The sequence below is a fragment of the Kitasatospora sp. NPDC057223 genome, assembly GCF_042669755.1.
Lineage (GTDB): Bacteria > Actinomycetota > Actinomycetes > Streptomycetales > Streptomycetaceae > Kitasatospora.
The window spans coordinates 63,388-87,829 of sequence record NZ_JBHUWW010000002.1 but is presented as its reverse complement, the minus strand read 5'-3'; the positions used below and the strand labels follow the sequence as shown (position 1 = coordinate 87,829).

Below are 24,442 nucleotides of genomic sequence, written 5' to 3'. Positions count from 1 at the left end.
CCCCTGCGCGTTCCGGCTCAGGACTTCTTGGCGCACTCCGCGCAGGTGCCGAAGATCTCCAGGGTGTGCGCGATGTCGCTGAAGCCGTGTTCGGCGGCGACCGCGTTGGCCCAGCGCTCGACGGCGGGGCCCTCGACCTCGACGGTGGCACCGCAGTGACGGCAGACCAGGTGGTGGTGGTGCCCGCTGCTGCAGCGGCGGTAGACGGCCTCGCCGTCGGAGGTGCGCAGCACGTCGACCTCGCCGGCGTCGGCGAGCGACTGCAGGGTGCGGTAGACGGTGGTCAGGCCGACCGAGTCACCCCGGTGCTTGAGCATGTCGTGCAGCTCCTGCGCGCTGCGGAAGTCCTCGATCTCGTCCAGGGCCGCCGAGACGGCGGCTCGCTGCCGGGTCGATCGGGCGCGCGGCGTCGGGCCTGCGGTGGTCACCGTGGGTCCTCCTGGGGGTGGGGGCATCTCGCAGCTCATTGTGCCAGGCCCGCCCCGGCCTCCGGGCCGCCCGGGACGGCAGTATTCGGCGTGAGCACGCCCTGTCCGGGCAGTCGGACGTCGCAGACCTCCGGGCCGTGGTCCGGCCGGGCCCGGTGCCTGCGCCGGGCGAGCGGGGCCGCGAGCAGGCTGAACAGGGCGAAAACGGCGATGGCCAGCAGCACGATGGCCGGGCCGGAGGGCACGTCCAGCTGGTAGGAGCCGGTCACGCCGGCCAGCGAGACGACCACGCCGAGGGCGATCGCGGCGGCCTGGGTGGCGGCGAACGAGCGGGTGAGCTGCTGGGCGGCGACCACCGGCACCACCATCAGGGCGCTGACCAGCAGCAGGCCGACCACCCGCATGGCGACGGTGACGGTGACCGCGGCCATCACCGCGAGCAGCAGGTTGAGGAAGCGCACGGGCAGACCGGTGACCTTCGCGAACTCCTCGTCCTGGCAGATCGCGAAGAGCTGGCGGCGCAGCCCCACGGTGACGGCGACCACGACGGCGCCGAGCGCGGCGATGGTGGCGAGGTCGGCGGGGGCGACGGTCAGGATGGAGCCCCACAGGTAGCTCTCCAGGCTGCCGGAGCCGGCCTGGGCGGAGAGCGAGACGAGCAGCTTCCCGCAGGCCATGCCGCCGTAGAAGAGCATCGCGAGGGCGATGTCGCCGCGCTGGTTGCCGCGCGAGCGGACCAGCTCCATGGCGACGGCGCCCAGCACGCAGACCAGGACGGCCATCCAGACCGGGCTGGTCTGGAAGAGGAAGCCGAGGCCGACGCCCGTCATCGCGACGTGCCCCATGCCGTCGCCCATCAGCGCCTGGCGCCGCTGCACCAGGTAGATGCCGACGGCGGGCGCCGTGACGCCGACCAGGACGGCGGCGAGCAGCGCCCGCTGCATGAAGTCGTAGGAGAGCATCTCGGTCATGCCAGCAGCCTCGGGGTCGTCAGACGGTCGTCGTCCGCGTGCGGGTGGACGTGGTCGTGGCCGGGCAGCGCGTGCAGGCCGGTGTTCGGCACGGGCGGGCCGTCGTGGGCGACGCAGCCGTCGCGCAGCAGCACGACGCGGTCGATCAGCGGCTCCAGCGGCCCGAGTTCGTGCAGCACGAGCAGCACGGCGGTGCCCCGGGCGACCTCGCTGCGCAGGGTGTCGGCCAGCACCTGCTGGCTGGCGGCGTCCACGCCGGCCATCGGTTCGTCCATGATCAGCAAGTCCGGCGAGCCGACCAGCGCGCGGGCGATCAGCACCCGCTGCTGCTGGCCCCCGGAGAGGTCGGCGACGCCGTCCTGGGCGCGGTCCAGCATGCCGACGGCGGCCAGCGCGCGGTCGACCGCCTCGCGGTCCCGGCGGCGGAACGGCAGCAGCCGGTGCTGCGGCAGGCGCCCGGTGGAGACCACCTCGCGCACCGTCGCGGGCACGCCGCCGGCGGCGGTGGTGCGCTGCGGGACGTAGCCGATCCGGTGCCAGTCCCTGAACTTCGCGAACGGCGTGCCGAACAGTTCGAGGCCGCCGCGCTCCAGCGGGACGGCGCCGATCACGGTCTTGACGGTGGTGGACTTGCCGGAGCCGTTGGCGCCGAGCAGGGCGACCACCTCGCCGGGCTGCACCAGGAGGTCGACGCCGCGCAGGACGGGCCGGCCGCCGAGCGAGGCGACGGCGTCGCAGAGGCAGACGGCCGCGGGGGTGTGGGGCATGGTGCTGTCTCGTCCCGTCAGCTGGTGGCGCCGAGTGCGGCCCGCAGGTTGGTGAGGTTCTGCTTCATCACCGTCAGGTAGTCGGCCCCGGCGGTGCCGCCGGCCGACTCCGGCTTGATGCCCTCGATCGGGTCGAGGACGGCGGTCTTCAGGCCGAGGTCCTTGGCGACGGTCTCGGCCAGCTTGGGGCTGACCAGCGACTCGAAGAAGATCGTGGTGACGCCGTTCTCCCGGGCGGCCTTCTGCACCTCGGAGAGGCGGGCCGGGGTGGGCTCGGCCTCCGGGTCCACGCCGTTGATGGCGACCTGGGTCAGGCCGTAGTGGTCGGCGAGGTAGCCGAAGGCGGCGTGGCTGGTGACGAAGGTCTTCGTGGTGGTGTCGCGCAGACCGTCCCGGAACTCCTGGTCCAGGCCGGTGAGCCGCTTCACCAGGTCGTCGGTGTTCCTGGTGTAGTCGGCGGCGTGGGCCGGGTCCGCCTTGGCGAACTCGGCGCCCACGCTCCGGGCGACCGCCGCGTAGCGGGTCGGGTCCAGCCAGATGTGCGGGTCGCCGGCGGTCGCGGGGTGGTCGTGGCCGGCCTCCTCGGTGCCCTCGTCGAGGTGGTGGTCGACCAGCGGGCTCGCGGCGGTGGCGTCGATGACGTGCTTGGCGTGGGACTGCTCGACGGCCTGGTCGACGGTGGGCTGCAGGCCCTTGAGGTAGAGCAGCGCGTCGGCCTTCTGGACGGCGGCGACCTGCTTGGCGGTGAGCTCCAGGTCGTGCGGCTCGACGCCGGCGGCGGTCAGGTCGGTGACGCTGACGTGGTCGCCGCCTATCTGCCCGGCGAGGTACTCCATCGGGTAGAAGGACGCGACGACGTGCAGCTTGCCGTCCGATCCCTCGGCGCTGCTGTTCCCGCCGCAGGCGGAGAGCGCGAGCGCGCCGATCACGGCCGTGGCGGTCAGGGCTATGGCGCGGGGAAGGCGGCGGGTCATCGTCATGACAACCATTCTCATCTTATGTGGAAATGATTGTCAACTCACCCGATCGGATGAATGTCGTACGGGCGTGCGAGTGCCCTGCGCGGCCATCCGGCCGTCGCCGGCCCGGCACCTCGTGGCCGATACCGATTTGAACCCGGTACCCGTATGGCCGGTAACCTGAGGTATTCGGGTACGAGCAACCAGCCGTGCCCTGACCGTGCCGTCGTTATGAAGAGAGCACTGTGGCCGCCGACAAGATCGACACGATCGTCAGCCTGAGCAAGCGCCGTGGCTTCGTCTACCCCTGCAGCGAGATCTACGGTGGCCAGCGCGCCGCCTGGGACTACGGGCCACTGGGTGTCGAGCTCAAGGAGAACATCAAGCGCCAGTGGTGGCGTTCGATGGTCACCGCGCGGGAGGACGTCGTCGGGCTCGACTCGTCGGTGATCCTGGCCCGCGAGGTCTGGGAGGCCTCCGGCCACGTCGCCACGTTCAACGACCCGCTGACCGAGTGCCTCTCCTGCCACAAGCGGTTCCGCGCGGACCACCTGGAGGAGGCGTACGAGGCCAAGCACGGCAAGCTGCCGGCCAACGGCCTCGCCGACCTCAACTGCCCCAACTGCGGGAACAAGGGCTCCTTCACCGAGCCCAAGGAGTTCTCGGGCATGCTGAAGACCCACCTCGGTGTCACCGAGGAGGCCGGCGGCCTGGCCTACCTGCGCCCGGAGACCGCGCAGGGCATCTTCACCAACTTCAAGGCCGTCCAGCAGACCTCGCGCAAGAAGCCCCCGTTCGGCATCGCCCAGACCGGCAAGAGCTTCCGCAACGAGATCACGCCCGGCAACTTCATCTTCCGCACCCGCGAGTTCGAGCAGATGGAGATGGAGTTCTTCGTCAAGCCGGACGAGGACGAGAAGTGGCACGAGTACTGGCTCCAGCAGCGCTGGGACTGGTACGTCGGCCTCGGCCTGCGCACCGAGAACATGCGCTTCTTCGACCACCCGAAGGAGAAGCTCTCGCACTACGCCAAGCGCACGGTCGACATCGAGTACCGCTTCAACTTCGGCGGCTCCGAGTTCTCCGAGCTGGAGGGCATCGCCAACCGCACGGACTACGACCTGCGCGTGCACAGCGAGCACTCCGGCCAGGACCTCAAGTACTTCGACCAGGAGTCCGGCGAGCGCTACTTCCCGTACGTCATCGAGCCGGCAGCGGGCCTCAACCGCGCCATGCTGGCCTTCCTGCTCGACGCGTACTTCGAGGACGAGGCGCCCAACGCCAAGGGCGTCATGGAGAAGCGCGTCGGCATGCGCCTCGACCCGCGCCTCGCGCCGGTCAAGGTCGCCGTGCTGCCGCTCTCGCGCAACGCCGACCTCTCGCCGAAGGCCCGCGGCCTCGCCGCCGACCTGCGCACCGCGTGGAACGTCGAGTTCGACGACGCCGGTGCGATCGGCAAGCGCTACCGTCGCCAGGACGAGATCGGCACGCCGTTCTGCGTCACCGTCGACTTCGACACCCTTGAGGACAACGCCGTCACCATCCGTGACCGCGACACCATGGCGCAGGAGCGCGTCTCCCTCGACCAGGTGAAGACGTACCTGGCGGCCCGTCTGATCGGCTGCTGACACCACGGCACTCCCGAGGCCCCCGTGCACCGCTCCGGTGCGCGGGGGCCTTCGCGTTGTGGCCGGCCCACCGGCTGACCGGCTCCGCCCGGCTCGGGTCGGCAGGGTCCGGCTCGGCTCAGCGCCGGCCGCGTCGGCCCCGGGGAGGCTCGGCGGCCGTCGGCAGGCCCGCCGAGCGCAGTGCGGCCGCGGCGGCGCGCTGCCGCCCCTCGCCGGACTCGGCGACGGCGTCCAGCAGCGCGGCGTACCGGCCGGGGTCGCCGGTGAGGCCCCCGGCGACCAGCGCCAGGTCGGTGGGCGGGCGCAGCGCCACCAGCTCGCGCAGCAGCACGGCGGCCAGTTGCCCGTCCAGGGTCGCGGCCAGTTCGGCCACCTGCGGGACGGGCATCGCGGCCGCCTGGCGCAGCAGTGTCCGGGTGTCGGCCGGGCGGTCGGCCGCGGCCAGCAGCGCGGCCAGCGCCGCCAGTTCGGCCGGCGGCGCCGAGCCCCACTCCCAGAGCAGGGTCTGCCCGTCGGCGCCCTGGCCGGTGTGCTCCAGGGCGGCCAGCAACTCGGGCAGCGTGGCGGCCGGATAGCCCCACAGGGCGTGGAACAGCTCCGTCGCCTCGCCGCTCAGACCGGCCCGGCGCAGTTCGGCGAGGGTGCCGGCCGCGTGGCCGGGCGTGCCGTGCGCGACGGCGCGGGCCAGGTACGCGGCCGCACCCGCCGGGCCGCCCGAGCGCAGCAGCGCGGCGAGCCGGGAGACGTCGGCCGGGGTCAGCGTCACCGCGGCCTGGGCGACCAGGGCGGCCGACTCGTGCGTGGAGCCGCGCCGGTGCAGTCCGCCGATCCGGGTGGCGAGGGCGGTGAGTTCGGCTTGCGTGCGGGGCTGCGGGGCGGCAGCGGGGGCCGGGGCGGCGGCAGCCACCGGCGGTTGCGGTGCGGCTTCGGGCGCCCCGGTGTGCACACCGCCGAAGCGGGCTCCGGTCGCTCGCGGCGCGGCCGGAGCCGTTACCGGAACGGGTGCGGGAGCGGCCGGTTCCTGCTCGTACACGCCGCCGAAGCGCGCCCCCGTGGGGCGCTTGCGCCGGGGTTCCGGTACGGGAGCCGGCGCGGTCACGGGGGCGGGGGCAGGTGCGGGCTCAGGGATGCGCCGGCGCAGGTGGTCCTCGACGCCGAGCAGGCGCTCGCTCAGCTCCAGGCAGCGTGCGCCGAGCCCCTCGCGCAGGTGTCGCGCATGGTCGAGCTGCCGCAGCAGGTCCGGGTCCGGCCGCTGCTGCGGGTGGGCGTACCCGTGGTCGCGGTCCGGCTGGGCCGCCGCCTGCACGGCCTCGGCGAGGTGGCGTTCGCGCTGCGTCGCGTACTGCCTGGCGCGCAGCAGTTCGTCGAGTTCCGCGCGCAGTGCCTGGGCGTCCTGCTCCGCCGACGGGCGGATCCTGCTCTCCTGGTGCACCGTCATCGCGCCGTCCGATCCCTCCACCGCGCCCCGACCTTCGGAGCCGGGCCCCGAGAGACCGGCTCTGACTGCGGGTCATCCTCGCGGGGCGATACGGCGGGCGTGTTACGGCGGTGAGTCGGCTCGTTTTCGCAGCGGTTCGGGGGCGGTGCGGACGTGTCGGTCGGCGAGTGCGCAGACCCCGACGACCGTCAGCAGGAAGGCCGTCGCACCCCGGAGCAGGGCGGCCTCGTAGTACGCGTCGGCGGTGAGGCGGACGGCCGCCCAGGCAACCGCGGCCCCGGCCAGGCCTGCCGCCGTGACGACGCGCCCGTGCGTCAGCGCGGCCGCCGACCACAGGAGTACGAGGGCCGCGGCGGCCGCCGCCAGGGCCGGGGTGCCGAACGAGGCGCCGTACCGGATCGCCAGCGCGGGTACGAAGAACAGCACCAGCGCCCGGCCCAGCACGTCGGCGACCGTCGCCACGGCGGGACCGGCGGCCGGTGCCCGCCGTTCGGCCACCGCGGCGCCGTACTCGGCGGCGGCCAGCACGGCCAGTGCCGCAGCCGCGCCCGGCAGCCGGTCGCCGAGCCGGGCCAGGTTGTAGAGCAGCGCGGTGTCGTAGACGACCAGCACGAGATACCCGACGGCCCACAACGAGACGCCGGACAGCAGCAGGCCCGGTACCGACACCGGCCGTTCCTGGGCCCGCTCCCGCGCCGCCACGGCCCGGACCAGCAGCGGGGCGGCCACCGCGGACAGCAGCCTGAGCAGGATGTCGTCGACCGTGTAGGGGTTGTGCAGATCCCACTCGACCACGCAGAACGCCACCGTGTACGAGGCCGCGGCGAGCAGCAGCAGCGGGGAGCGCACCACCCGCAGGTACCGGCCGCCGTCCAGCCGGCGCAGCACCGTCGCGAACGCCAGGAGCACGAAGGGCAGTTCGAGGAACGCCTGGACGCGCAGCACGGTCGGCGCCAGCAGCCCGGGAGCGGGCACGTGCGCGGCCAGCCAGCGGACGGGCGCGTTTCCGTCCGCCACCGCGAACCAGCCCGGCGGCAGGTACCGCGCGACGAACGAGGTGTCGCCGCCGTGCACCCGGAGCACGTACACGCCGAACAGCACCTGGTTCAGGTAGATCAGCGCGACCACGGCCGCCAGTGCCGCCGCCGGACCGCCGAACCACCTGCGGCGCGCGGGGGCCGACGGCGGCACGGGCCGGCGCAGCACTCCCGGCGCAACGACCAGGGCGGCGCTGGCCGACACCACCACGGTGGCGTCCAGGAGCAGGGCGGTACGGGACAAGGCCCGCCCGCCTCAGTACGCCAGCCGGGCGCGGGCCTCCATCAGCGCGAAGCCGAGCAGGTTCAACCCCCGCCACTGGGACGGCTTCACGGCGTTCTCGTCGTCGGCCGCGAGCCCGATGCCCCAGATCCGGTCCAGCGGGCTGGCCTCCACCAGTACCCGTTGCGAGGTGCCCAGCAGGTACGCCCGCAGCGCCTGGTCCTGCCCGAACTTGGCGACGCTGCCCGCCACCACCAGCTCGAACCGGCCCGCCACCCAGCGCTTCTCCTCGAAGTTCTTCACCTGCCGGCCCAGCGACTTCGCCTCGGCCGGCGTGCGGGCCTTCAGGATGCGCGGCACGATCTGCTCGTCCCCGAAGATCCGTGCCTTGCCCGCCATCATCCAGTGCTCCGCCGTCGGGTACGTCTCGCCGTCGACGACGAACGGCGACGGCCACCACTGGCTGAGCGCCCCCGGCCCGATCTGCCCGCCCGGCTGCGGCCGGTGACCCCAGAACAGCAGGTACTTCGGCCGGGCGCCGGACGCCACCAGAGTGGTGAGCTCCTCGCGGGTGCGGGTCTCGGCGGGCGTGCTGGGCGTGGTCGTCGTCATGGCGCGATGATCCCACCGGGCACTGACACTCTTCCAACGGTTTGGCGCGGGCGGTACCTCGTGCACCTGTCCCGGCGTGTCCCCGGCGGGTTCGCCGGCGCCCGTGTCCGGGTCCGTTCCCGCGCAACTTCGTTGACTGGAAGATCATTTGGGTGCGATCTAGTGCAGGCGGGTGAATCGCGCCGTGGCGAGTGGCAATGGGCCTGCGCGGGCCTTAGCTTGACAGCACCTCACCCCTGGCGTTGAGGATGGCCAGGGGTGACCTGTTCGTCTACGATCAGATGGAGAGAAATGACCCTTCGTCAATGCAGTTCCGCCCATTGCAGCGGTGCCGACGAGGAGATCAACGAGGTCTGCAAGTCGGAGGGCTGGGCCGTCAACCACCCGGTCATCACCCGGGACGAGAACGGGATCTGCAACTGCTCCTGTTCCTGTCTCGCCTTCGGCACGCTGGTGCAGGAGGGGAGCGGCTCGTTCAAGGCGATCGAGACCTATCTTGTGGGCGACGAGGTGCTGGCCGCCGGGACGGGGCTGAACTGGGCGCCCCAGCGCGTCGTCTTCAGCGGTGGCACCACGGGCGCCTCGCGACAGAAGTACACGGTGCTGGTGCGCTACGACGACACCGCGATCGCCGTCACCAGCGACCACCTGTTCCTCCTGGCGGGGCCCGACAAGCTCCTCAGGCGGGCCGACCGGCTGAACGTCGAGGACCGCCTCGTCTCCCCGGCCGGTGAGCCCGTCGAGATCAAGGGCGTCCACATCGGCGACTACCTGGCCGGCTTCCACCACGTCGCCGCCTCCTCCCGCGGCCCGGTCGGCCCGGACCTCGACGGCCACCTGCTGAACACCAACGGCGTCGTCAGCGCCGACTACGTGGTGCAGATCACGGCCCGCAGCACGGATGTGGCCGGCTTCAACGTCGCGGCCCACCAGGACCTGCCGGTGGTCGGATCCCCCGCGTACATCGAGCGGTTCGGCGAGGCCAGCATCCAGGCTCCCGAGCTGCCCGCCGGCTTCGCCGGTGACTCGCCGATCAGGATCAGCAACAACAACGTCGCCGACCAGGAGACCGGCAACACCTTCATCCCCGCGGAGGCGACGAAGATCAGGATCCCGGAGGACGCCTGCAGCTTCCTCCCGCCGGACGTGGCGGAGGCGAAGAGGGCCTCGCCCAAGCGGGGCTTCAACGACCCCATGTCGCGCGAGTGGGTCGAGGCGCTGATCGCCCAGCACAAGCCCTTCTACCCCGATGTCACCTACTCGTTGGACTGGGCGAGCGACGAGGTCAACGCCTACGCCTGGGTCGAGAACGGGATCCGGCGCGTCGACCTCAAGGGGGGTCTCGTCCGTGACGCGGACCTGGAGCTGGAGGGCATCTCCGTCGTGCTCGCGCACGAACTGGCCCACCACTACGGGGGCGTGCCCACCTTCCCCAGCGGGATGTCCTGTGAAGGGCAGGCGGACTACCGAGGGGTGCGCAACATCATGCGCAAGGTGTGGTTCGGCGAGTCGTACTTCACCATGGTCGACCCGGGCATCGCACAGATGGCCGCCTTCTTCGGCGTGCCGAACAGCCCGACGGCCCCCGGCGGTTCCGCGGGATGCGGGCACCCCGCCGGGGCGTGCCGGGTCGCGACCTACCACGCGGCGGTCTCCTTCAGCGGAAAGCCGGCGTGTGCCGGATAGCCGGTGACTCCCCTCCGCCCGGGGCGCGGGCCCCGCTGAGGCAGGGCGCTCGGCGGCAGTCAGGTGGAGCGGCCGAGCGCTCGCGGCGGAAGCAGGATTCGCCGGGCAGTTGTGCACTTATCCGGATTCTTTTGAGGGAATTGAGAACATGACAGTCCAACAGGTCGAGGACGGCGCGGCAGTAGAGGGAGCGGATTCGGAGGAGATCGCGAGAAAGCTGGGCATTCCGGCCCAGCTGCTGACGAGTTCGGTGCTCACCCAGATCGTGGACGATCCGCTCTACCTCCATCACCTCGAACTCTGCAGGAACGACCCGGCGATGCTGGGTCTCCTCCTCGGGCCGGAGGCCGGCCGCACCGCCCCGCCGGAGATCCGCACCACCGAGCTGCTGTCGCGGGCCGGCGTGGCGATCGGGCGCTGGGCCGCCTCCGGGTTCGGACGGGTGCCCGAGGACGCCTACCGGGCTCGCATGACCGCCTGCCAGGGCTGCGAACACCTGGCCGTCCCGCCGAAGAGCAGGCTCTACCGGCTGACCGGCTCCGCGCAGCAGAAGAGCGTCTGCGGGCTCTGCGGCTGCGACGTCCGACGCAAGGCCTGGCTGCCCACCGAGCACTGCCCCGACGGCAGATGGAGCGCGGAGGGTTGACCGGGCAGCAGGTCGACCAGCCGGTGCGGATCACGGACAACGGAGTGCGCAGCTTCATCCCGCCCACCTTCTGCTTCGAGCTCCACCACGAGTCCGGAAGCCTGGTCGCCACGGTGTCGGAGGTTCTCCTGGCCGCGCGGAACGTCTCGGACTTCGAGGCTCTCGAACTGCTCCGGGCGGAGGGCCTGCGGGCGACCGGCACTCTCTCCGAGTACGACGCCGGGCCGCAGGCCCGCCAGGCCGGCCTTCGCTTCACCATCCGGAACACCGTGGCCGCCCCGGGCTAGCGCCTGTCCGGCCATTCCCGCCGGGCGCACGACGCCGGGCATCCTCCCAGCCGTCAGCCGTCAGCCGTCAGCCGTCAGCCGGTAGCCGGTGACGGCCCGGTCCACGTGGACGGGGTGCCCGCCGGCGGTCGCCACCCGGGCGGCCGTCCCGTGGGCCCGCTCCGGCGTCCCACGGCTCCGTCAGCCAAGGGGGCCGGCCGCCGGGCGCAGCATCTCGGCGCGGTGCCACGCCTCCAGGTGGTCCAGGCACCAGCCGCAGACCCGCAGCGGCACCGGTACACCCCCGGCCGTCAGGGTGCCGACGGGCGTCACGTCCTGGATCGCCAGGCACCCGAAGCAACGCCCCTCGGCCCAGCTGACGTCCGGAGCGGCAGCCGTCATGCCGGGCCCGCCGCCGTGCCCGGCTCCGGCGCCCGGTCCGCCCCGGGCGGACGGACGATCCACCGGGGGCCGGTGTCCCACTCCGGCCCGCCGGACACGGGTCGCAGGTACACGGCACCACCGAGCCTGTCCATGAAGGTCCCGAGGCGCCCGGACCGGACGTCGAGCACGAGTTCGCCCCGGACGCTCGGACGGTACGGGACGCCGGGCGGCGCGGCACCGAGGTGAGCCGGCTCCGGGGGAGTGACCGTCAGCAGTGCCTCGGGCCGCCCGTCGCACCGGGGACCGGCACATCGGCAGGGCGGGAAGGCGCGCTGTTCGGTCACGGGCCGGGGTTCGTTGTCTGCATGACGACCGGTCACGACTACCACTCCGCAGGGATGTTCGACTCTCAGCATTGTCACTGACTGTGCCTCCAGCGTGACTGTGCGCCGCTACGATCGGAAGTGTCTGAAGTCGCCACTTCGGGCAGGTTCAATTGGAGGCGGCCGTGAATCGCAAGGACCTCGACCCGGCGTCGTCCCCCCACGCCGCGCTGGGCGTGCAGCTCCGCCGGTCACGCGAGGCACAGGGTCTGACGCAGATCGGGCTCGGCGGCGTGATCCGGTACTCGGGTGCCTACATCTCCAGCGTCGAGCGTGGCGCGCGCCCGCCGAGCCGCAGGTTCGTGGAGGCGGCCGACGAGGCGCTTGTCACCGGCGGGACGCTGACCTTGATGCTCGACCAGCTTGAGCACAGTGTGCTGATCGAGGGCTTTCCGGAGTACGCGAGCAGGGAGGCCGAGGCCGTCGCCATCCGGTTCTTCCAGCTGGGAGTCATCTCGGGCCTTCTCCAGACCCTGGAGTACGCGACCGCCTACGAGTCCGCGCCCGTCCGGCGGGGCACCGCCACCCAGCAGCAGGCGGACGAGCGAGTGAGGTTTCTCCGGGCGCGGCAGGAGCGGCTGGACGCGGCCTCGCCCCCTTTCGTGCAGGCGGTGATCGACGAGTGGAGCATCCGGCGGCCCATCGGCGGCCCGGCCGTGATGGCAGCACAACTCGGGCACTTGGAGCAGCTCTCGGACCGGCCCAATGTGATCATCCAAGTGGCGCCGCTCAGCCTCGGGGAGGCCCGTCCGTTCACGCATCCCGTGACTCTGCTCACCATGCGCAACCGCACGGTGATCGGGTACACCGAGACCCATCAGAGGGGCTACCTGGAGCGTGACGTGGACACAATCGCGTCCTGGGCCAGGGACTACGATCGATTGCAGGTCGAGGCGCTCTCGCAGGCCGCGTCCTTCGAGCTGATCCGCGCAGTACGGAAGGAATTTGAGAGCCATGCACATTGACCTGTCCGGTGCCGGCTGGCGCAAGAGCACTGCGAGTGGCCAGGGGGGCGAGTGCATCGAGGTCGCCGACGGCTTCCCCGGCGTGATGCCCGTCCGTGACTCGAAGGACCCCGAGGGGCCCGCCCTGGTCTTTCCCGCCGATGCGTGGCGGGCGTTCGTGACCGCCACCGCCTGCGGCGAGTTCGGCGCCGTCTGACAACCGGGGGACGGGGACGGGCCCGCCCGGTGCTCAGCCTGCGGTGAGCGTCTCCCGGAGGAAGCCGAGCAGGATCGGGTTCACCGCGTCGGGCCGCTCCAGGTTGGGCAGGTGGCCCGCCCAGGGGAGTTCGAGGTGGCGTGCGTCCGGCAGCCGGTCGGACAGGTGGGCGGCGATCTGCCGGAAGTCGGCGAAGTCGTGGCTGCCGCTGACGAGCAGGGTGCGGGCGGTGACGGCGGAGAGGTCGGTGTCGTACCGGATCTGGGCGAACTCCTCGACTGCGGCGAGCTGGACGTCGAAGGCGTTGCGCTGCATCTCCCGTACCTTCTCCCGGGTCGCGTCGTCGGCCTCGGGGCCCAGCCAGGCGGCCACGTTGAGGTCGGTCGCCCCGGCGACGTCACCGGCTTCGAGCAGCGCGTCCTCACGGTCGCCGAAGGCGCTGAGTCCGGAGCTGGGCTGGTGTCCCGCGAGCGCGGTGCAGAGCAGTGCGAGCGCGGTCAGCCGCTCCGGCCGGCGGGCCGCGATCTCCAGGGCGACCCGGCCGCCGCCGGAGGAGGCGATCAGCGCCGCCTGCCCGACGCCGAGGTGGTCCAGCAGGTCCAGGACGTCCTCGGCGTTGTTGTACGGCCCGTCCGGTACCGGGGTCCGGCCGAAGCCGCGCAGGTCGCAGCGCACCACCCGGTGGCCGGCGGCGGCGAGGGCGGGCAGTTGCGGGTCCCACATCCGCCGGTCGCAGACGGTGGAGTGCAGCAGGACGACCGCCGGACCTGTCCCGGTCACGTCATGAGAAATGATCATCGAGTCACCGTAGGGAACCGGTGCGCGCCGCGCATCCCGGTTTTCACCACGACCCGGCCACCGGCCGGGCGCGGCCGAGCCGCAGCCGCTCCGCACTGCCGCCCCGGACGGCCTCCACCCCGCTGAACCGGCCCTCGGCCCGGGCCGTCCAGAACGCGCCCGACACCGTGACCACCCGGGCCGGGCAGCGCAGCGGCCGCAACCGTCCGCCGGTGAACTCCACCAGGGGCGGGCGGCCGTCCGCCGGGAGCCGGCCCCAGGCGAGGCCGACGGCCCGGCCGGCGGTGACCGAGCGCCGGGCCCCGCACAGCAGCGCCGGTGACAGCCGCGACAGCACCACCACGTCCAGCAGTTCGCCGTGCTCGTACACCTCCAGGGCGGCCCGCCCCCGCCGGCCGCCGGCGGCGCGTACCGACCACGGGCCCGCCGGGACGAGGAGGGCGGGGCCGGGCCGCTCCGGGGCTGCCTTCGCTGATGTCGTCATGCCGTCAAGGCTTCCGGACCGGGGCGCCGCTGTCAGTAGCGTGATCCACCCGACGGTGGTGTACCCAGCTCCACCCCCGGAACTGCAGCCTCCTTCATGGCGGGGCAAGACCACCGCGCGCCGGGCCGGTCCGCACGTCCTCCACCACGTTGCGGGTCCGGCGACCGCAGCATCGATCCGGTGCCGGCCGACGCCGGCTCGGCGCGAGCATCGACGTGGCCACCGGCTCGGGGTCGGTGATCATCGCCTCGTCCGGGAGCTGACGGGTCACTCGGCCGGGTGGGGGACAATGAAGAGTCCCGCACACTTCCCGCCGAGACCGCCTATCTCCTGAGGACGCCGCCCGCATGACCGCCACGCCCACCGCCAACGCCGACACGGCCACCGACCCCGTCACCCCCGCCGGGCCCGCGCCCGCCCCGGTCACTGCTCCGGCCGCCGCCGAGTTCGCGCCGCTGACCATCGGCCCGATGCAGGTGTGGCCGCCCGTGGTGCTGGCCCCGATGGCGGGCATCACCAACGCGCCGTTCCGCACCCTGTGCCGCGAGCAGAGCGGCGGCAAGGGCCTGTACGTCAGCGAGATGATCACCACCCGGGCGCTGGTCGAGCGCAACGCGAAGACCATGCAGCTGATCCGCTTCGACCCGAGCGAGAAGCCGCGCTCCATCCAGCTGTACGGGGTGGACCCGGTGACGGTCGGCAAGGCCGCCCGCATGATCGCGGACGAGGGCCTGGCGGACCACATCGACCTCAACTTCGGCTGCCCCGTCCCCAAGGTGACCCGCAAGGGCGGCGGCTCGGCGCTGCCGTACAAGCGGAACCTGCTGCGGGAGATCCTGCGCGAGGCGGTGGCGGGCGCCGGCGGGCTGCCGGTCACCATGAAGATGCGCAAGGGCATCAACGACGAGCACCTGACCTACCTGGACGCCGGGAGGATCGGCGCCGAGGAGGGCGTCTCGGCGATCGCCCTGCACGGGCGCACCGCCGCCCAGCACTACGGCGGCACGGCGGACTGGTCGGCGATCGCCAGGCTGCGGGAGTCCGTGCCGGCGCACATCCCGGTGCTGGGCAACGGCGACATCTGGTCCGCGCCGGACGCCGTGCGGATGATGCGCGAGACCGGCTGCGACGGCGTCGTGGTCGGGCGCGGCTGCCTGGGGCGCCCGTGGCTGTTCAAGGACCTGGTCTCGATCTTCGAGGGTGACACCGACCCGGCCCGGCCGTCCTTCGCGGACGTGGCGCGGGCGATGCTGCGCCACGCCCAGCTGCTGGGGGAGTGGATGGGCGACGAGCAGCGCGGCGTGGTGGACTTCCGCAAGCACGTCGCCTGGTACACCAAGGGCTTCTCGGTCGGCTCGGAGCTGCGGGTGCGGCTGGCGAACTCCAGCTCGCTGGAGGAGCTGGGCGCCACGCTGGCCCAGGTGGAGCAGTCGCAGCTGTGGCCGGCCGGCGCCGACGGTCCGCGCGGCCGGACCAGCGGCAACAACCGGGTGGTCCTCCCGGAGGGCTGGCTGGACGATCCGTACGACTGCGCGCTGCCGGGCGTTGACGCCGAACTGGACACCTCTGGCGGCTGACCCTGACGATCCGGCCAAGATGCCCCGCGAGGGGTGACTGCCGGAGCGGCCGAGCCCTCTTGGACAACCTGGCCAAGAGGGCTCCTTCAAGGCCAGTTCCGGTCACGGAACGAACTCGTTTCCGGACGCAGGGCGACGATCTGCGCGAGTCGGCTACGCACGACAGGTGAGATGCGTCCGTGACCCTGACCACATACGGTGGCGGCTGACGCCCGGTCAGGGTCCGATCCGGGCCGCAAGGGCGCCAAACGCCTTCCGAAGGGGGTCGGAGGCGTATCGGGTGGTTCGGGTGCAGGAAATCAATCCGGGGCAACACGGGGGGCGCCCGACCGCTACGCTCCGTCGGCCATATGTGATCTTCGTGTTTCCATTCCTTCAAGAGTTGAACGCTAGCTAGCGTCACGCGGACGATTTCCCCACCAGAGGTGAACGCCCGTAGGTGCATTCGATCCGTTGGGTTACCCATCGGTACCGGCCTCGTACGGCCTATTGGCAGCGCGACAACGCCTTGGAAATGGGTATGTTCTCCGGCGTCAGGGCAACCGTGTGCGAGGAGACCGACCCGTGCCGTCCACACAGAAGTTTGTTTACTCCTTCACTGAAGGAAACAAGGACCTCAAGGATCTTCTCGGCGGCAAGGGCGCCAACCTCGCAGAGATGACCAACCTGGGCCTCCCCGTCCCTCCGGGGTTCACCCTCACCACCGAGGCCTGCAAGGTCTTCCTGGAGACCGGCAGCGAGCCGGCCTCGCTCCACGCCGAGGTGAGTGCGCACCTCGACGCCCTGGAGCAGGAGATGGGCAAGAAGCTCGGCCAGCCGGACAACCCGCTGCTGGTCTCCGTCCGCTCCGGGGCCAAGTTCTCGATGCCCGGCATGATGGACACCGTGCTCAACATCGGGCTCTCCGACACCTCGGTGCTCGGCCTCGCCGCGCAGTCCGGCAACGAGCGCTTCGCCTGGGACTCGTACCGCCGCCTGGTGCAGATGTTCGGCAAGACGGTGCTCGGCGTCGAGGGCGACCTCTTCGAGGAGGCCCTCGAAGAGGCCAAGCGCGCCAAGGGCACCACCGACGACCTGGACCTGGACGCCTCCGACCTCCAGGTACTGGTCGAGACCTTCAAGGGCATCGTGCTGAGCGAGACCGGCCGCGAGTTCCCCCAGGAGCCGCGCCGCCAGATGGACCTCGCCATCCACGCGGTCTTCCACTCCTGGAACGGCGACCGGGCCCGCCTGTACCGCCGCCAGGAGCGGATCCCGAACGACCTCGGCACCGCCGTCAACGTGTGCAGCATGGTCTTCGGCAACCTCGGCGAGGACTCCGGCACCGGCGTCGCCTTCACCCGCGACCCCTCCACCGGCGCCGTCGGCGTGTACGGCGACTACCTCTCCAACGCCCAGGGCGAGGACGTCGTCGCCGGCATCCGCAACACCCTCCAGCTCGCCGAGCTGGAGCAGCTCGACAAGAAGTCGTACGACGAGCTGATGGCGATCATGCACAAGCTCGAACTGCACTACCGCGACCTGTGCGACATCGAGTTCACCATCGAGCGCGGCAAGCTCTGGATGCTCCAGACCCGGATCGGCAAGCGCACCGCCGCGGCCGCCTTCCGGATCGCCGTCCAGCTCGTCGACCAGGGCCTGATCGACCTGGACGAGGCGCTGCACCGGGTCACCGGCGGGCAGCTCGCCCAGCTGATGTTCCCGCGCTTCGCCCCCGACGCCACCTCCAAGCAGGTGGCCTGGGGCATCGCCGCCTCGCCCGGCGCGGCCGTCGGCAAGGTCGTCTTCGACTCCTACACCGCCGTGAAGTGGTCCCGCTCCGGGGAGCGGGTCATCCTGGTCCGCCGGGAGACCAACCCGGACGACCTGGACGGCATGATCGCGGCCGAGGGCATCCTCACCTCGCGCGGCGGCAAGACCTCGCACGCGGCCGTCGTCGCCCGCGGCATGGGCAAGACCTGTGTCTGCGGCGCGGAGGAGCTGGAGGTCGACACCAAGCGCCGCCGCTTCACCACCGCCGACGGCCGGGTCGTCGAGGAGGGCGACATCGTCTCCATCGACGGTGCGAGCGGCAAGGTCTACCTCGGCGAGGTGCCGGTGCTGCCGTCGCCGGTGGTCGAGTACTTCGAGGGCACCCTGCACGCCGGCGCCGACGTCCAGGGCGGGCTGGTCCAGGCCGTGCACCGGCTGATGTCGCAGGCCGACGTACGCCGCCGGCTCGCGGTCCGCGCCAACGCGGACAACGCCGAGGACGCCAACCGCGCCCGCCGCTACGGCGCCCAGGGCATCGGCCTGTGCCGCACCGAGCACATGTTCCTCGGCGAGGAGCGCCGCAAGGAGGTCGAGCACCTGATCCTGGCGGACAACGACAAGGACCGCGAGGTCGCGCTCGGCACCCTGCTGCCGCTCCAGAAGGGCGACTTCGTCGAGCTGTTCCAGGCGATGGACGGGCTGCCCGTCACCGTCCGGCTGCTCGACCCGCCGCTGCACGAGTTCCTGCCCGACATCACCGAGCTGTCGGTGCGCGTCGCCCTCGCCGAGGCCCGCAAGGACCCGAACGAGAACGACCTGCGGCTGCTCCAGGCCGTGCACAAGCTGCACGAGCAGAACCCGATGCTGGGCCTGCGCGGAGTCCGGCTCGGCCTGGTCATCCCCGGCCTGTTCGGCATGCAGGTGCGGGCCATCGCGGAGGCCGCGGCCGAGCGCCGGCTGGCCGGCGGCGACCCGCGGCCCGAGGTGATGATCCCGCTGGTCGGCACGGTCCAGGAGCTGGAGATCGTCCGCGACGAGTGCGAACGTGTGCTCGCCGAGGTGGCCTCCTCCACCGGCGTCAGGCTGGACATCAAGCTCGGCACCATGATCGAGCTGCCCCGCGCCGCCCTGACGGCCGGCCAGATCGCCGAGGCCGCCGAGTTCTTCTCCTTCGGGACGAACGACCTCACCCAGACCGTCTGGGGCTTCTCCCGCGACGACGTGGAGGCCTCGTTCTTCACCGCGTACCTGGAGAAGGGCATCTTCGGGGTCTCCCCGTTCGAGACCATCGACCGGGACGGCGTCGGCGCGCTCGTCAAGCACGCCGTCGAGGCCGGCCGGGCCACCCGCCCCGATCTCAAGCTCGGCGTCTGCGGCGAGCACGGCGGCGACCCCGAGTCGGTGCACTTCTTCCACGAGGTGGGGCTGGACTACGTCTCCTGCTCCCCCTTCCGGATCCCGGTGGCGCGCCTGGAGGCAGGCCGCGCCGCCCTCGAAACGGCGGGCAGCGACTCGCGCTGACGGCGGCGGGCACCCGGGCGGCCAGGCATCGGCCGCCCGGGGCCCGACCTCCGCAGCGACGACCGCTGACCGCATCCCCTCCCACCGGGGAGGGGCGTACACCGGAGCTCGGCGCAGGAGAACCGGCGTACGTACAGCAGTTGGGGCGGGAGGGGACAATGGCGTCCGCTCCCGCCCCGACCGCATGCTCTGAGCCGATCGGGTGATGACCGCGCCCCGCTCGGACCACCCGCCGGGCGCTCCCGGCAAGCTGGGGCCATGACCAGCTCCATGACCAGCCGCAACCGCATGATCGCCGTCGCCGTGCTCCTGGTCTGCGCCATCGCCGCCGCGGGCGCCTACGCGCTCACCGGCCACCAGGACAAGCCGGCCACCGGCGCCCGGCCCTCGGCCTCCGCCGCCCCGGCGGGCGGCTGGACCCCGGACAGCGCCGCCCTCGCCGACGTCTGCCGGACGAAACTCCCCGGCCAGGCCCGCGACACCCTCACCCTGATCGCCCGGGGCGGTCCGTACCCCTACCGCTCGGACGGCATCGTCTTCGAGAACCGCGAGAGCCGGCTGCCCAGGCAGCGCACCGGCTACTACCACGAGTACACCGTCGTCACCCCGGGCTCCGGCGACCGCGGCACCCGCCGGGTCGTCACCGGCGGCGCCGGCGAGCAGTACTGGACGGCCGACCACTACGCGAGCTTCCAGGAGATCGACGCCCGCTGCTGACCGGCCCGGCAAAACCCCTGGGCAGGATGTTCTCAGTCTGAGAAGATGCCGCCCGATGACTGATCCCACAACCGACTCCACGACCGACTCCACGCCGGCCGCTCCCGCGACCACCGATCCCGCGACCACCGATCCCGCGACCACCGATCCCGCGCTCGACTCCCTGCACGGACTCTCGGTCGCCGACGCCCTCGGTGCCCAGTTCTTCGTCCCCGGCGCCGGCGCCCACCTCGCCGCCCGCACCGCCCCGCCCGGCCCCTGGCCGTGGACGGACGACACCGAGATGGCCTGCTCGGTGCACGCCGCCCGTACCGAGCGCGGCAGCATCGACACCTTCGACCTGACCCGCGCCTTCGCCCTCCGGCACGACTTCGACCGCGGGTACGGGCCCGCCGCCAACCGGCTGCTGCGGCTGGTCCGCGAGGGCGGCGACGCGAAGCGGCTCGCGTCCGAGGCCTTCGACGGGCAGGGCTCGTACGGCAACGGCGCCGCGATGCGGGTGGCCCCGCTCGGCGCCGCCTTCGCGGCCGACCCGGCGGCTGCCGTCCGGCCGGCCGCCGACACCGCCGTGATCACCCACACTCACCCGCAGGCCGTCGACGGCGCCGTCGCCGTCGCGGTCGCCGCCGCCCACGCCGCCCGCCGGGAGCCGCTCACCCCGGCGGCGTTCCTGGCGGCGGTGCGCGACCTCACGCCGCACGGCGCAGTCCGCGACGGGATCGGCGAGGCGATCACCCTGCTCGCCGAGCCGGACCTGCGTACCGCCGCCCGGGTGCTCGGGAACGGCAGCCGGGTCAGCGCCGCCGACACCGTGCCGTACGCGCTCTGGTGCGCGGCCCGCAGGCTCGACGACTACCCGGGCGCGGTCTGGGACGCGATCAGTGCCGGCGGGGACGTCGACACCACGGCGGCGATCACCGGCGGGATCGTCGCCGCCCGCACCGGCACGGCGGGCATCCCCGCCGGGTGGCTGGCCGCCCGCGAACCGCTGCCCGCCTGGGCCCTGCCCGAGCCGGGCAGCGTGGCGACCGCCGCGACCTGGCAGGGCGGGGTGGAACCGTTGCTGCTGCCGCGTCCGCACCCCGTCCCGGCGGTGGAGTGGAGTGCGGCGCAGTGGGAGCGCATCCGGCACGGCCTGCGGCCGCGCGAGATGGAGCAGCGGTGGGTCTCCCACACCGCCGAGGGCACTCTCCACCTGTGCCGCAGCTGGACGGGGTTCGCGGTCTGGGCGGTCACCGTGGCGCCGGTCCGGGGCGGTGCTGTGCGGCCCGTGTCGGCGCTGGTGGAGTGTCACCCGGGCCGCTACGGCGGTCCGGGTGACCAGGCCCTGCTCGGTCAGGTCCTGGGCCTGGCCGAGCAGGGCTACCGGTACTGACGTGCGCTAGGCGGAGATCAGCTGCCCGCTGCCGCCGCCGTGTCTAAGGCACTCCTGGTTGATCGCCCGGTCCGGGGCGCTGGGCGAGGTGGCGGCGGCGATCCGCAGTTCGATGATGTCGCGCACGGCGGGCCACTCCTCGTCCAGGATCGAGTAGAAGGCGGTGCTGCGGACGACGCCGTCGAGCCCGCGCGAGTGGGCCCGGCGGACGCCCTCGCAGGTGGCGCCGAGCCGCTCGATGGCGGTGCGGGAGCGCTGGTTGCGGGCGTCGGCGCGCATCGAGATGCGCTGGACGCCCCAGACCTCGAAGGCGTGGCGGAGCATCAGCAGCTTCGCCTCGGTGTTGATGCCGGTGCCCTGGGCGCGCGGCGAGAGCCAGGTGTTCCCGATCTCGGCGGCGTCGGGCACGGCGGTGGCCGGGTCGCCGAACGGGATGCCCGGCACCGGCGGCCAGACCAGCGGGCCCTGCCAGTAGTCGAGTTCGAGGAAGCGGGTGGAGCCGACCACCCTGCCGTCGGCGACGCTCACCGTGGCGAACGGCAGCGAGCGGCCGGCCGCCCGGTCGGCGAGGGCGCGGGCGACGTAGTCGCGGGCCGCCTCCAGGCCGTGCGGGACGGGGGTGAAGGCGTAGGTCGAACGGTCCTCGGCGCCGGCCTGGGCCAGCGCTTCGGCGTGGTACGCGGCGAGGGGCTCCAGCCGGACGGTGCGGCCGTGGAGGATGACGGGTACGGGCACGGAACCTTCGGTCCTTCGGCGGTCGGAGGGGGACCTCGCGTGCCGGGGTACGGCGCGGAGGGCGACTGGACGTTCGCCCCGGCTCCGGACGACACCGCCCGTTCCCGCGTACGCCGGCGTGCCCGGTTCGTACGGAATGGGGGGTGGCGGCCCCGGAATCGGGCAGCGCGGTGCCGGAACGGACACGGGTCGACGGACCGGTCCGGCGGGATGAGCGAGGGGACAGTGTGCGTCCGCGAGATGGCCGAGGAAGGAACGGGAGCGCGAAGGGAAACAGGCGGCCAGATGAAGGCAAGGTGCGTCGTGTGGGCTGGCCCAGCAGCGGTCCGGGACGTGGTCAACGGCGTTACCGACGACGAGACGACGACGCGACGATGCGAGGCAGCGAGAGGACGATACCCGTGAAAGGGCGGTGCGTCACTTCGCGGCACGCGAATGGGGGCGCGTGGGCCGGCGGCGTACGCCGCGGCGGCTGCGCGTGGGCCCCGGAATCTGCCCGGCGCGCGGCGCGAGGAGCCATTGGAGGGGGTGTGACCAGCGGGTTTCCGCCGGGGTGCGATGATTCTCGGGTTCCGGGCCGGCGGGTGACAGTTCCTTGGACGAAGCACGGCCGCAACGGGAATGCCGACGGCGTCCGGCACGCTGGAGATGGCGAGAGCGCCGTGACGGCGGCGGCCCGCGCCGGGCCGCCGGTGGGCGGCACGGACGGACACGGAACCTACACCCGGCCGGTCGACCCGACCGGCACGGCCGACGACGAGAACGAACGGGGTTGGGTGCACGGTGCAAGATCCCCAGGCGCTGTACGAGCTGGAACAGCAAGGTGTGGCGGCGGTGGCCGCCGCGAACGCGGCGCTGGGCGACACGGGGGCCGGTCTGGTGCTGCTGTACCACTTCGAGGGCTTCATGGACGCCGGCGAGGCCGGCGGCCAGGTGGTCGCCCACCTGCTGGAGGAGGGCGCCCCGCAGGTGGTCGCCCGCTTCGACCACGACCGGCTGGTGGACTACCGCGCCCGGCGCCCCGCGATGCTCTTCGACCGTGAGCACTGGGCTTCCTACGACCCGCCGGAGATCCTCCTCCAGCTGGTGCACGACGCGGCCGGCTCGCCCTTCCTGGTGCTCACCGGCCCCGAGCCCGACGTCGAGTGGGAGCGCTTCGCGGCGGCCGTGCGCGAGCTGGCCGACCGCTTCGAGGTCCGGCTGTCGCTGGACTTCCACGGCATCCCGATGGGCGTGCCGCACACCCGCCCGGTCGGCCTGACGCCGCACGGCAACCGGCTCGACCTCGCGGCCGGCTACCCGCAGTGGTTCGAGCAGGCCCAGGTGCCGGGCAGCGCCCAGGCACTGCTGGAGTACCGGCTCTCCGAGGCCGGCCACGACGTGCTGGGCTTCGCCGTGCACGTGCCGCACTACGTGGCCCGCTCCGCCTACCCCGCCGCGGCCGTGCTGATCCTGGAGGCCGTCCAGTCGGCCACCGGCCTGGTGCTGCCCGGCAACTCGCTGCGCGAGCGGGTCGGCGAGGTCTACGCGGACATCGAGGAGCAGCTGGCCCAGGGCGACGGCGAACTGCGCTCGGCCATCCGGGGCATGGAGGGCCAGTACGACGCGGTGGCCGGCGCGGAGAGCCGGGAGAGCCTGCTCGCCGAGGCCGCCGCCGACCTGCCCTCCGCCGACGAGCTGGGGCGCCGCTTCGAGCAGTTCCTCGCCGAGCACGAGCGGGACGTCGACTAGCCGGGCGGCCGGCCGGGTGGCGGGGTAGCGCCGGGGGGTACGGGAGTCATCGGGCGGGGTCCGTTCGTTGGGGTGCCGAGGTGCCCGGGGGACGGGCCGCCGTCCGAGCGCGTACCGAGGGCGTGCTGATTCCTACCCCGGGGGGACCAATGCCGAGACGACACCCGCTGCCGGGCAGGCGGCGGGCCGCCGCCGCGTCCGCGCTCGCCGGGCTGCTGCTGGCCGCGGGCTGCTCGGGCGCCGTGCCCGCGCGGCCCGCGCCTGCGCCGTCCGGGCCCGCGACGCCCACCCCCACGCCCACTCCCACGCCGCCCCCCGGCCCGTACGTCGCGCTCGGCGACTCGTACACCTCGGGGCTGATGATCGGGCCGCAGACCGGGGAGCCGAAGGGCTGCGCGCGCTCCGCCGTCAACTACCCCTCGCTGGTGGCGGGGGCACTCGGCCTGGCGGGGGCGGACTTCCGGGACGTCAGCTGCAGTGCCGCGCGCACGGGCGACCTGACGGGCACCCAGCGGACCGACGGCGGGACGAACCCGCCCCAGCTGGACGCGCTGTCGCCGGCCACCCGGCTGGTGACGCTCGGCATCGGCGGCAACGACGCCGGTTTCGTCGACGTCATCACCGAGTGCGCCCGGCAGAACCTGGTGCAGTCGCTCATGACGGGCCTCGGCGCCGGCCCGGCCGCCGCCGCCCCCTGCCGCGACCACTACACCGCCGGAAGCGGCGCCGACCAGGTGCAGCGCAAGGTGGAGGCGGCGGGGGAGCAGCTGGCCGGCGTGCTGCGCGAGGCGGTCCGGCGGGCCCCGCAGGCCAGGCTGTACGTGGTCGGGTACCCGGCGCTGCTGCCCGCCGATCCGGCGGCCTGCGCACCCGTGCTGGGTGACGCCGTGACGCCCGCCGATCTGGACTTCCTGGCGGAGAAGGAGCAGCAGCTCAACGCGATGCTCCAGCGGCAGGCCCGGGCGGCCGGGGCGGGGTTCGTCGACGCGGCGGCGGCGTCCGCCGGGCACGACATGTGCGCCGGCGAGCAGGCGCGCTGGGTCGAACCGCCGGCCCCGGCGCCGGGTCTGGCCCCGGTGCACCCGAACGCGCGCGGGCAGCAGGGGATGGCGCAGGCGGTGCTGAAGGCCGTCCGGCAATGACGGAGCCGGCGGCCGTCCGCA

23 protein-coding genes are annotated in these 24,442 nt (G+C 72.9%); 12 read left to right on the top strand and 11 right to left on the bottom strand.

The window, feature by feature from the left end; genetic code table 11:
* Window positions 1-17: 17 nt before the first annotated feature.
* Genes ACFUK0_RS01720 through ACFUK0_RS01705 form a run of 4 tightly spaced genes read right to left on the bottom strand, consistent with a single transcriptional unit; the run spans window position 18 to window position 3,146 of the window.
* Window positions 18-428, bottom strand: a complete 411-nt coding sequence (locus ACFUK0_RS01720) for a Fur family transcriptional regulator (protein WP_380245999.1) — start codon at window positions 426-428, stop codon at window positions 18-20.
* 35 nt (window positions 429-463) lie between these two features.
* Entirely contained in the window at window positions 464-1,399 is a 936-nt protein-coding gene (locus ACFUK0_RS01715) for a metal ABC transporter permease (protein ID WP_380245998.1), read from the bottom strand.
* A complete protein-coding gene (locus ACFUK0_RS01710; RefSeq protein ID WP_380245997.1) occupies window positions 1,396-2,166 on the bottom strand; it encodes a metal ABC transporter ATP-binding protein in 771 nt (256 codons plus the stop codon). Before ACFUK0_RS01710 ends, ACFUK0_RS01715 begins: the two co-directional genes overlap by 4 nt.
* A gap of 17 nt (window positions 2,167-2,183) precedes the next feature.
* Window positions 2,184-3,146: a metal ABC transporter solute-binding protein, Zn/Mn family gene (locus ACFUK0_RS01705; RefSeq protein ID WP_380245996.1), complete on the bottom strand. Its 963-nt coding sequence runs from the start codon at window positions 3,144-3,146 to the stop codon at window positions 2,184-2,186.
* A 224-nt stretch (window positions 3,147-3,370) separates the two neighbouring features.
* Between ACFUK0_RS01705 and ACFUK0_RS01700 the strand changes: the two genes are divergently transcribed.
* Complete coding sequence (locus ACFUK0_RS01700; RefSeq protein ID WP_380245995.1) at window positions 3,371-4,753, top strand: glycine--tRNA ligase; 1,383 nt, start codon at window positions 3,371-3,373, stop codon at window positions 4,751-4,753.
* Between the two features lie 118 nt (window positions 4,754-4,871).
* On the opposite strand, the gene ACFUK0_RS01695 is transcribed toward ACFUK0_RS01700, so the two are convergent.
* The 3 genes from ACFUK0_RS01695 to ACFUK0_RS01685 form a co-directional block, all read right to left on the bottom strand.
* On the bottom strand, window positions 4,872-6,212 hold the full coding sequence (locus tag ACFUK0_RS01695; protein WP_380245994.1) for a hypothetical protein: 1,341 nt from the start codon (window positions 6,210-6,212) through the stop codon (window positions 4,872-4,874).
* Between the two features lie 81 nt (window positions 6,213-6,293).
* Entirely contained in the window at window positions 6,294-7,472 is a 1,179-nt protein-coding gene (locus ACFUK0_RS01690; RefSeq protein WP_380245993.1) for a hypothetical protein, read from the bottom strand.
* Window positions 7,473-7,484: 12 nt separating this feature from the next.
* Window positions 7,485-8,063 (bottom strand): NADAR family protein, encoded by a 579-nt coding sequence (locus ACFUK0_RS01685; RefSeq protein WP_380245992.1) that lies wholly within the window; start codon window positions 8,061-8,063, stop codon window positions 7,485-7,487.
* Between the two features lie 291 nt (window positions 8,064-8,354).
* On the opposite strand from ACFUK0_RS01685, the gene ACFUK0_RS01680 reads away from it, so the two are divergent.
* From ACFUK0_RS01680 to ACFUK0_RS01670, 3 genes are all read left to right on the top strand, one after another.
* On the top strand, window positions 8,355-9,749 hold the full coding sequence (locus tag ACFUK0_RS01680; protein ID WP_380245991.1) for a hypothetical protein: 1,395 nt from the start codon (window positions 8,355-8,357) through the stop codon (window positions 9,747-9,749).
* A gap of 148 nt (window positions 9,750-9,897) precedes the next feature.
* Complete coding sequence (locus ACFUK0_RS01675; RefSeq protein ID WP_380245990.1) at window positions 9,898-10,395, top strand: hypothetical protein; 498 nt, start codon at window positions 9,898-9,900, stop codon at window positions 10,393-10,395.
* A complete protein-coding gene (locus ACFUK0_RS01670) occupies window positions 10,392-10,682 on the top strand; it encodes a hypothetical protein (protein WP_380245989.1) in 291 nt (96 codons plus the stop codon). The genes ACFUK0_RS01675 and ACFUK0_RS01670 overlap by 4 nt, the downstream gene beginning before the upstream one ends.
* A gap of 180 nt (window positions 10,683-10,862) precedes the next feature.
* Here ACFUK0_RS01670 and ACFUK0_RS01665 read toward each other — a convergent pair whose 3' ends face one another.
* Complete coding sequence (locus ACFUK0_RS01665; RefSeq protein WP_380245988.1) at window positions 10,863-11,063, bottom strand: hypothetical protein; 201 nt, start codon at window positions 11,061-11,063, stop codon at window positions 10,863-10,865.
* A 490-nt stretch (window positions 11,064-11,553) separates the two neighbouring features.
* Between ACFUK0_RS01665 and ACFUK0_RS01660 the strand changes: the two genes are divergently transcribed.
* Together ACFUK0_RS01660 and ACFUK0_RS01655 are read left to right on the top strand one after the other, a co-directional pair.
* On the top strand, window positions 11,554-12,393 hold the full coding sequence (locus ACFUK0_RS01660; protein ID WP_380245987.1) for a helix-turn-helix domain-containing protein: 840 nt from the start codon (window positions 11,554-11,556) through the stop codon (window positions 12,391-12,393).
* Entirely contained in the window at window positions 12,383-12,589 is a 207-nt protein-coding gene (locus ACFUK0_RS01655) for a DUF397 domain-containing protein (RefSeq protein WP_380245986.1), read from the top strand. Before ACFUK0_RS01660 ends, ACFUK0_RS01655 begins: the two co-directional genes overlap by 11 nt.
* A 33-nt stretch (window positions 12,590-12,622) precedes the next feature.
* Here ACFUK0_RS01655 and ACFUK0_RS01650 read toward each other — a convergent pair whose 3' ends face one another.
* Both ACFUK0_RS01650 and ACFUK0_RS01645 read right to left on the bottom strand, forming a co-directional pair.
* Entirely contained in the window at window positions 12,623-13,387 is a 765-nt protein-coding gene (locus ACFUK0_RS01650; protein WP_380245985.1) for an alpha/beta fold hydrolase, read from the bottom strand.
* 43 nt (window positions 13,388-13,430) lie between these two features.
* Window positions 13,431-13,871, bottom strand: a complete 441-nt coding sequence (locus ACFUK0_RS01645; protein WP_380245984.1) for a hypothetical protein — start codon at window positions 13,869-13,871, stop codon at window positions 13,431-13,433.
* A 470-nt stretch (window positions 13,872-14,341) separates the two neighbouring features.
* Here ACFUK0_RS01645 and dusB point away from each other — a divergent pair, with 470 nt between their 5' ends.
* From dusB to ACFUK0_RS01625, 4 genes are all read left to right on the top strand, one after another.
* Window positions 14,342-15,448, top strand: a complete 1,107-nt coding sequence (gene dusB, locus ACFUK0_RS01640; RefSeq protein WP_380246079.1) for a tRNA dihydrouridine synthase DusB — start codon at window positions 14,342-14,344, stop codon at window positions 15,446-15,448.
* Between the two features lie 564 nt (window positions 15,449-16,012).
* Complete coding sequence (gene ppdK / locus ACFUK0_RS01635; RefSeq protein WP_380245983.1) at window positions 16,013-18,721, top strand: pyruvate, phosphate dikinase; 2,709 nt, start codon at window positions 16,013-16,015, stop codon at window positions 18,719-18,721.
* A gap of 258 nt (window positions 18,722-18,979) precedes the next feature.
* On the top strand, window positions 18,980-19,438 hold the full coding sequence (locus ACFUK0_RS01630) for a ribonuclease (RefSeq protein WP_380245982.1): 459 nt from the start codon (window positions 18,980-18,982) through the stop codon (window positions 19,436-19,438).
* Between the two features lie 55 nt (window positions 19,439-19,493).
* Window positions 19,494-20,813, top strand: a complete 1,320-nt coding sequence (locus ACFUK0_RS01625; protein WP_380245981.1) for an ADP-ribosylglycohydrolase family protein — start codon at window positions 19,494-19,496, stop codon at window positions 20,811-20,813.
* Between the two features lie 6 nt (window positions 20,814-20,819).
* On the opposite strand, the gene ACFUK0_RS01620 is transcribed toward ACFUK0_RS01625, so the two are convergent.
* On the bottom strand, window positions 20,820-21,548 hold the full coding sequence (locus ACFUK0_RS01620) for a GNAT family N-acetyltransferase (protein ID WP_380245980.1): 729 nt from the start codon (window positions 21,546-21,548) through the stop codon (window positions 20,820-20,822).
* 783 nt (window positions 21,549-22,331) lie between these two features.
* Between ACFUK0_RS01620 and ACFUK0_RS01615 the strand changes: the two genes are divergently transcribed.
* Together ACFUK0_RS01615 and ACFUK0_RS01610 are read left to right on the top strand one after the other, a co-directional pair.
* Window positions 22,332-23,279 carry a PAC2 family protein gene (locus tag ACFUK0_RS01615; protein ID WP_380245979.1) on the top strand — a complete coding sequence of 316 codons (948 nt, stop codon included), beginning with the start codon at window positions 22,332-22,334 and terminating at the stop codon, window positions 23,277-23,279.
* A 149-nt stretch (window positions 23,280-23,428) separates the two neighbouring features.
* Complete coding sequence (locus ACFUK0_RS01610; RefSeq protein WP_380245978.1) at window positions 23,429-24,421, top strand: SGNH/GDSL hydrolase family protein; 993 nt, start codon at window positions 23,429-23,431, stop codon at window positions 24,419-24,421.
* Window positions 24,422-24,442: the final 21 nt, after the last annotated feature.

What these genes read in the sequence shown, in the direction of transcription:
- ACFUK0_RS01630 (WP_380245982.1), top strand. Translation starts at nt 18,980, where the DNA reads ATGACCAGCTCCATGACCAGCCGCAACCGCATGATCGCCGTCGCCGTG.
- ACFUK0_RS01685 (WP_380245992.1), bottom strand. Translation starts at nt 8,063, where the DNA reads ATGACGACGACCACGCCCAGCACGCCCGCCGAGACCCGCACCCGCGAG.
- ACFUK0_RS01675 (WP_380245990.1), top strand. Translation starts at nt 9,898, where the DNA reads ATGACAGTCCAACAGGTCGAGGACGGCGCGGCAGTAGAGGGAGCGGAT.
- ACFUK0_RS01705 (WP_380245996.1), bottom strand. Translation starts at nt 3,146, where the DNA reads ATGACGATGACCCGCCGCCTTCCCCGCGCCATAGCCCTGACCGCCACG.
- ACFUK0_RS01710 (WP_380245997.1), bottom strand. Translation starts at nt 2,166, where the DNA reads ATGCCCCACACCCCCGCGGCCGTCTGCCTCTGCGACGCCGTCGCCTCG.
- ACFUK0_RS01610 (WP_380245978.1), top strand. Translation starts at nt 23,429, where the DNA reads ATGCCGAGACGACACCCGCTGCCGGGCAGGCGGCGGGCCGCCGCCGCG.
- dusB (WP_380246079.1), top strand. Translation starts at nt 14,342, where the DNA reads ATGCAGGTGTGGCCGCCCGTGGTGCTGGCCCCGATGGCGGGCATCACC.
- ACFUK0_RS01665 (WP_380245988.1), bottom strand. Translation starts at nt 11,063, where the DNA reads ATGACGGCTGCCGCTCCGGACGTCAGCTGGGCCGAGGGGCGTTGCTTC.
- ACFUK0_RS01655 (WP_380245986.1), top strand. Translation starts at nt 12,383, where the DNA reads ATGCACATTGACCTGTCCGGTGCCGGCTGGCGCAAGAGCACTGCGAGT.
- ACFUK0_RS01650 (WP_380245985.1), bottom strand. Translation starts at nt 13,387, where the DNA reads ATGATCATTTCTCATGACGTGACCGGGACAGGTCCGGCGGTCGTCCTG.
- ACFUK0_RS01645 (WP_380245984.1), bottom strand. Translation starts at nt 13,871, where the DNA reads ATGACGACATCAGCGAAGGCAGCCCCGGAGCGGCCCGGCCCCGCCCTC.
- ACFUK0_RS01625 (WP_380245981.1), top strand. Translation starts at nt 19,494, where the DNA reads ATGACTGATCCCACAACCGACTCCACGACCGACTCCACGCCGGCCGCT.
- ACFUK0_RS01715 (WP_380245998.1), bottom strand. Translation starts at nt 1,399, where the DNA reads ATGACCGAGATGCTCTCCTACGACTTCATGCAGCGGGCGCTGCTCGCC.
- ACFUK0_RS01680 (WP_380245991.1), top strand. Translation starts at nt 8,355, where the DNA reads ATGACCCTTCGTCAATGCAGTTCCGCCCATTGCAGCGGTGCCGACGAG.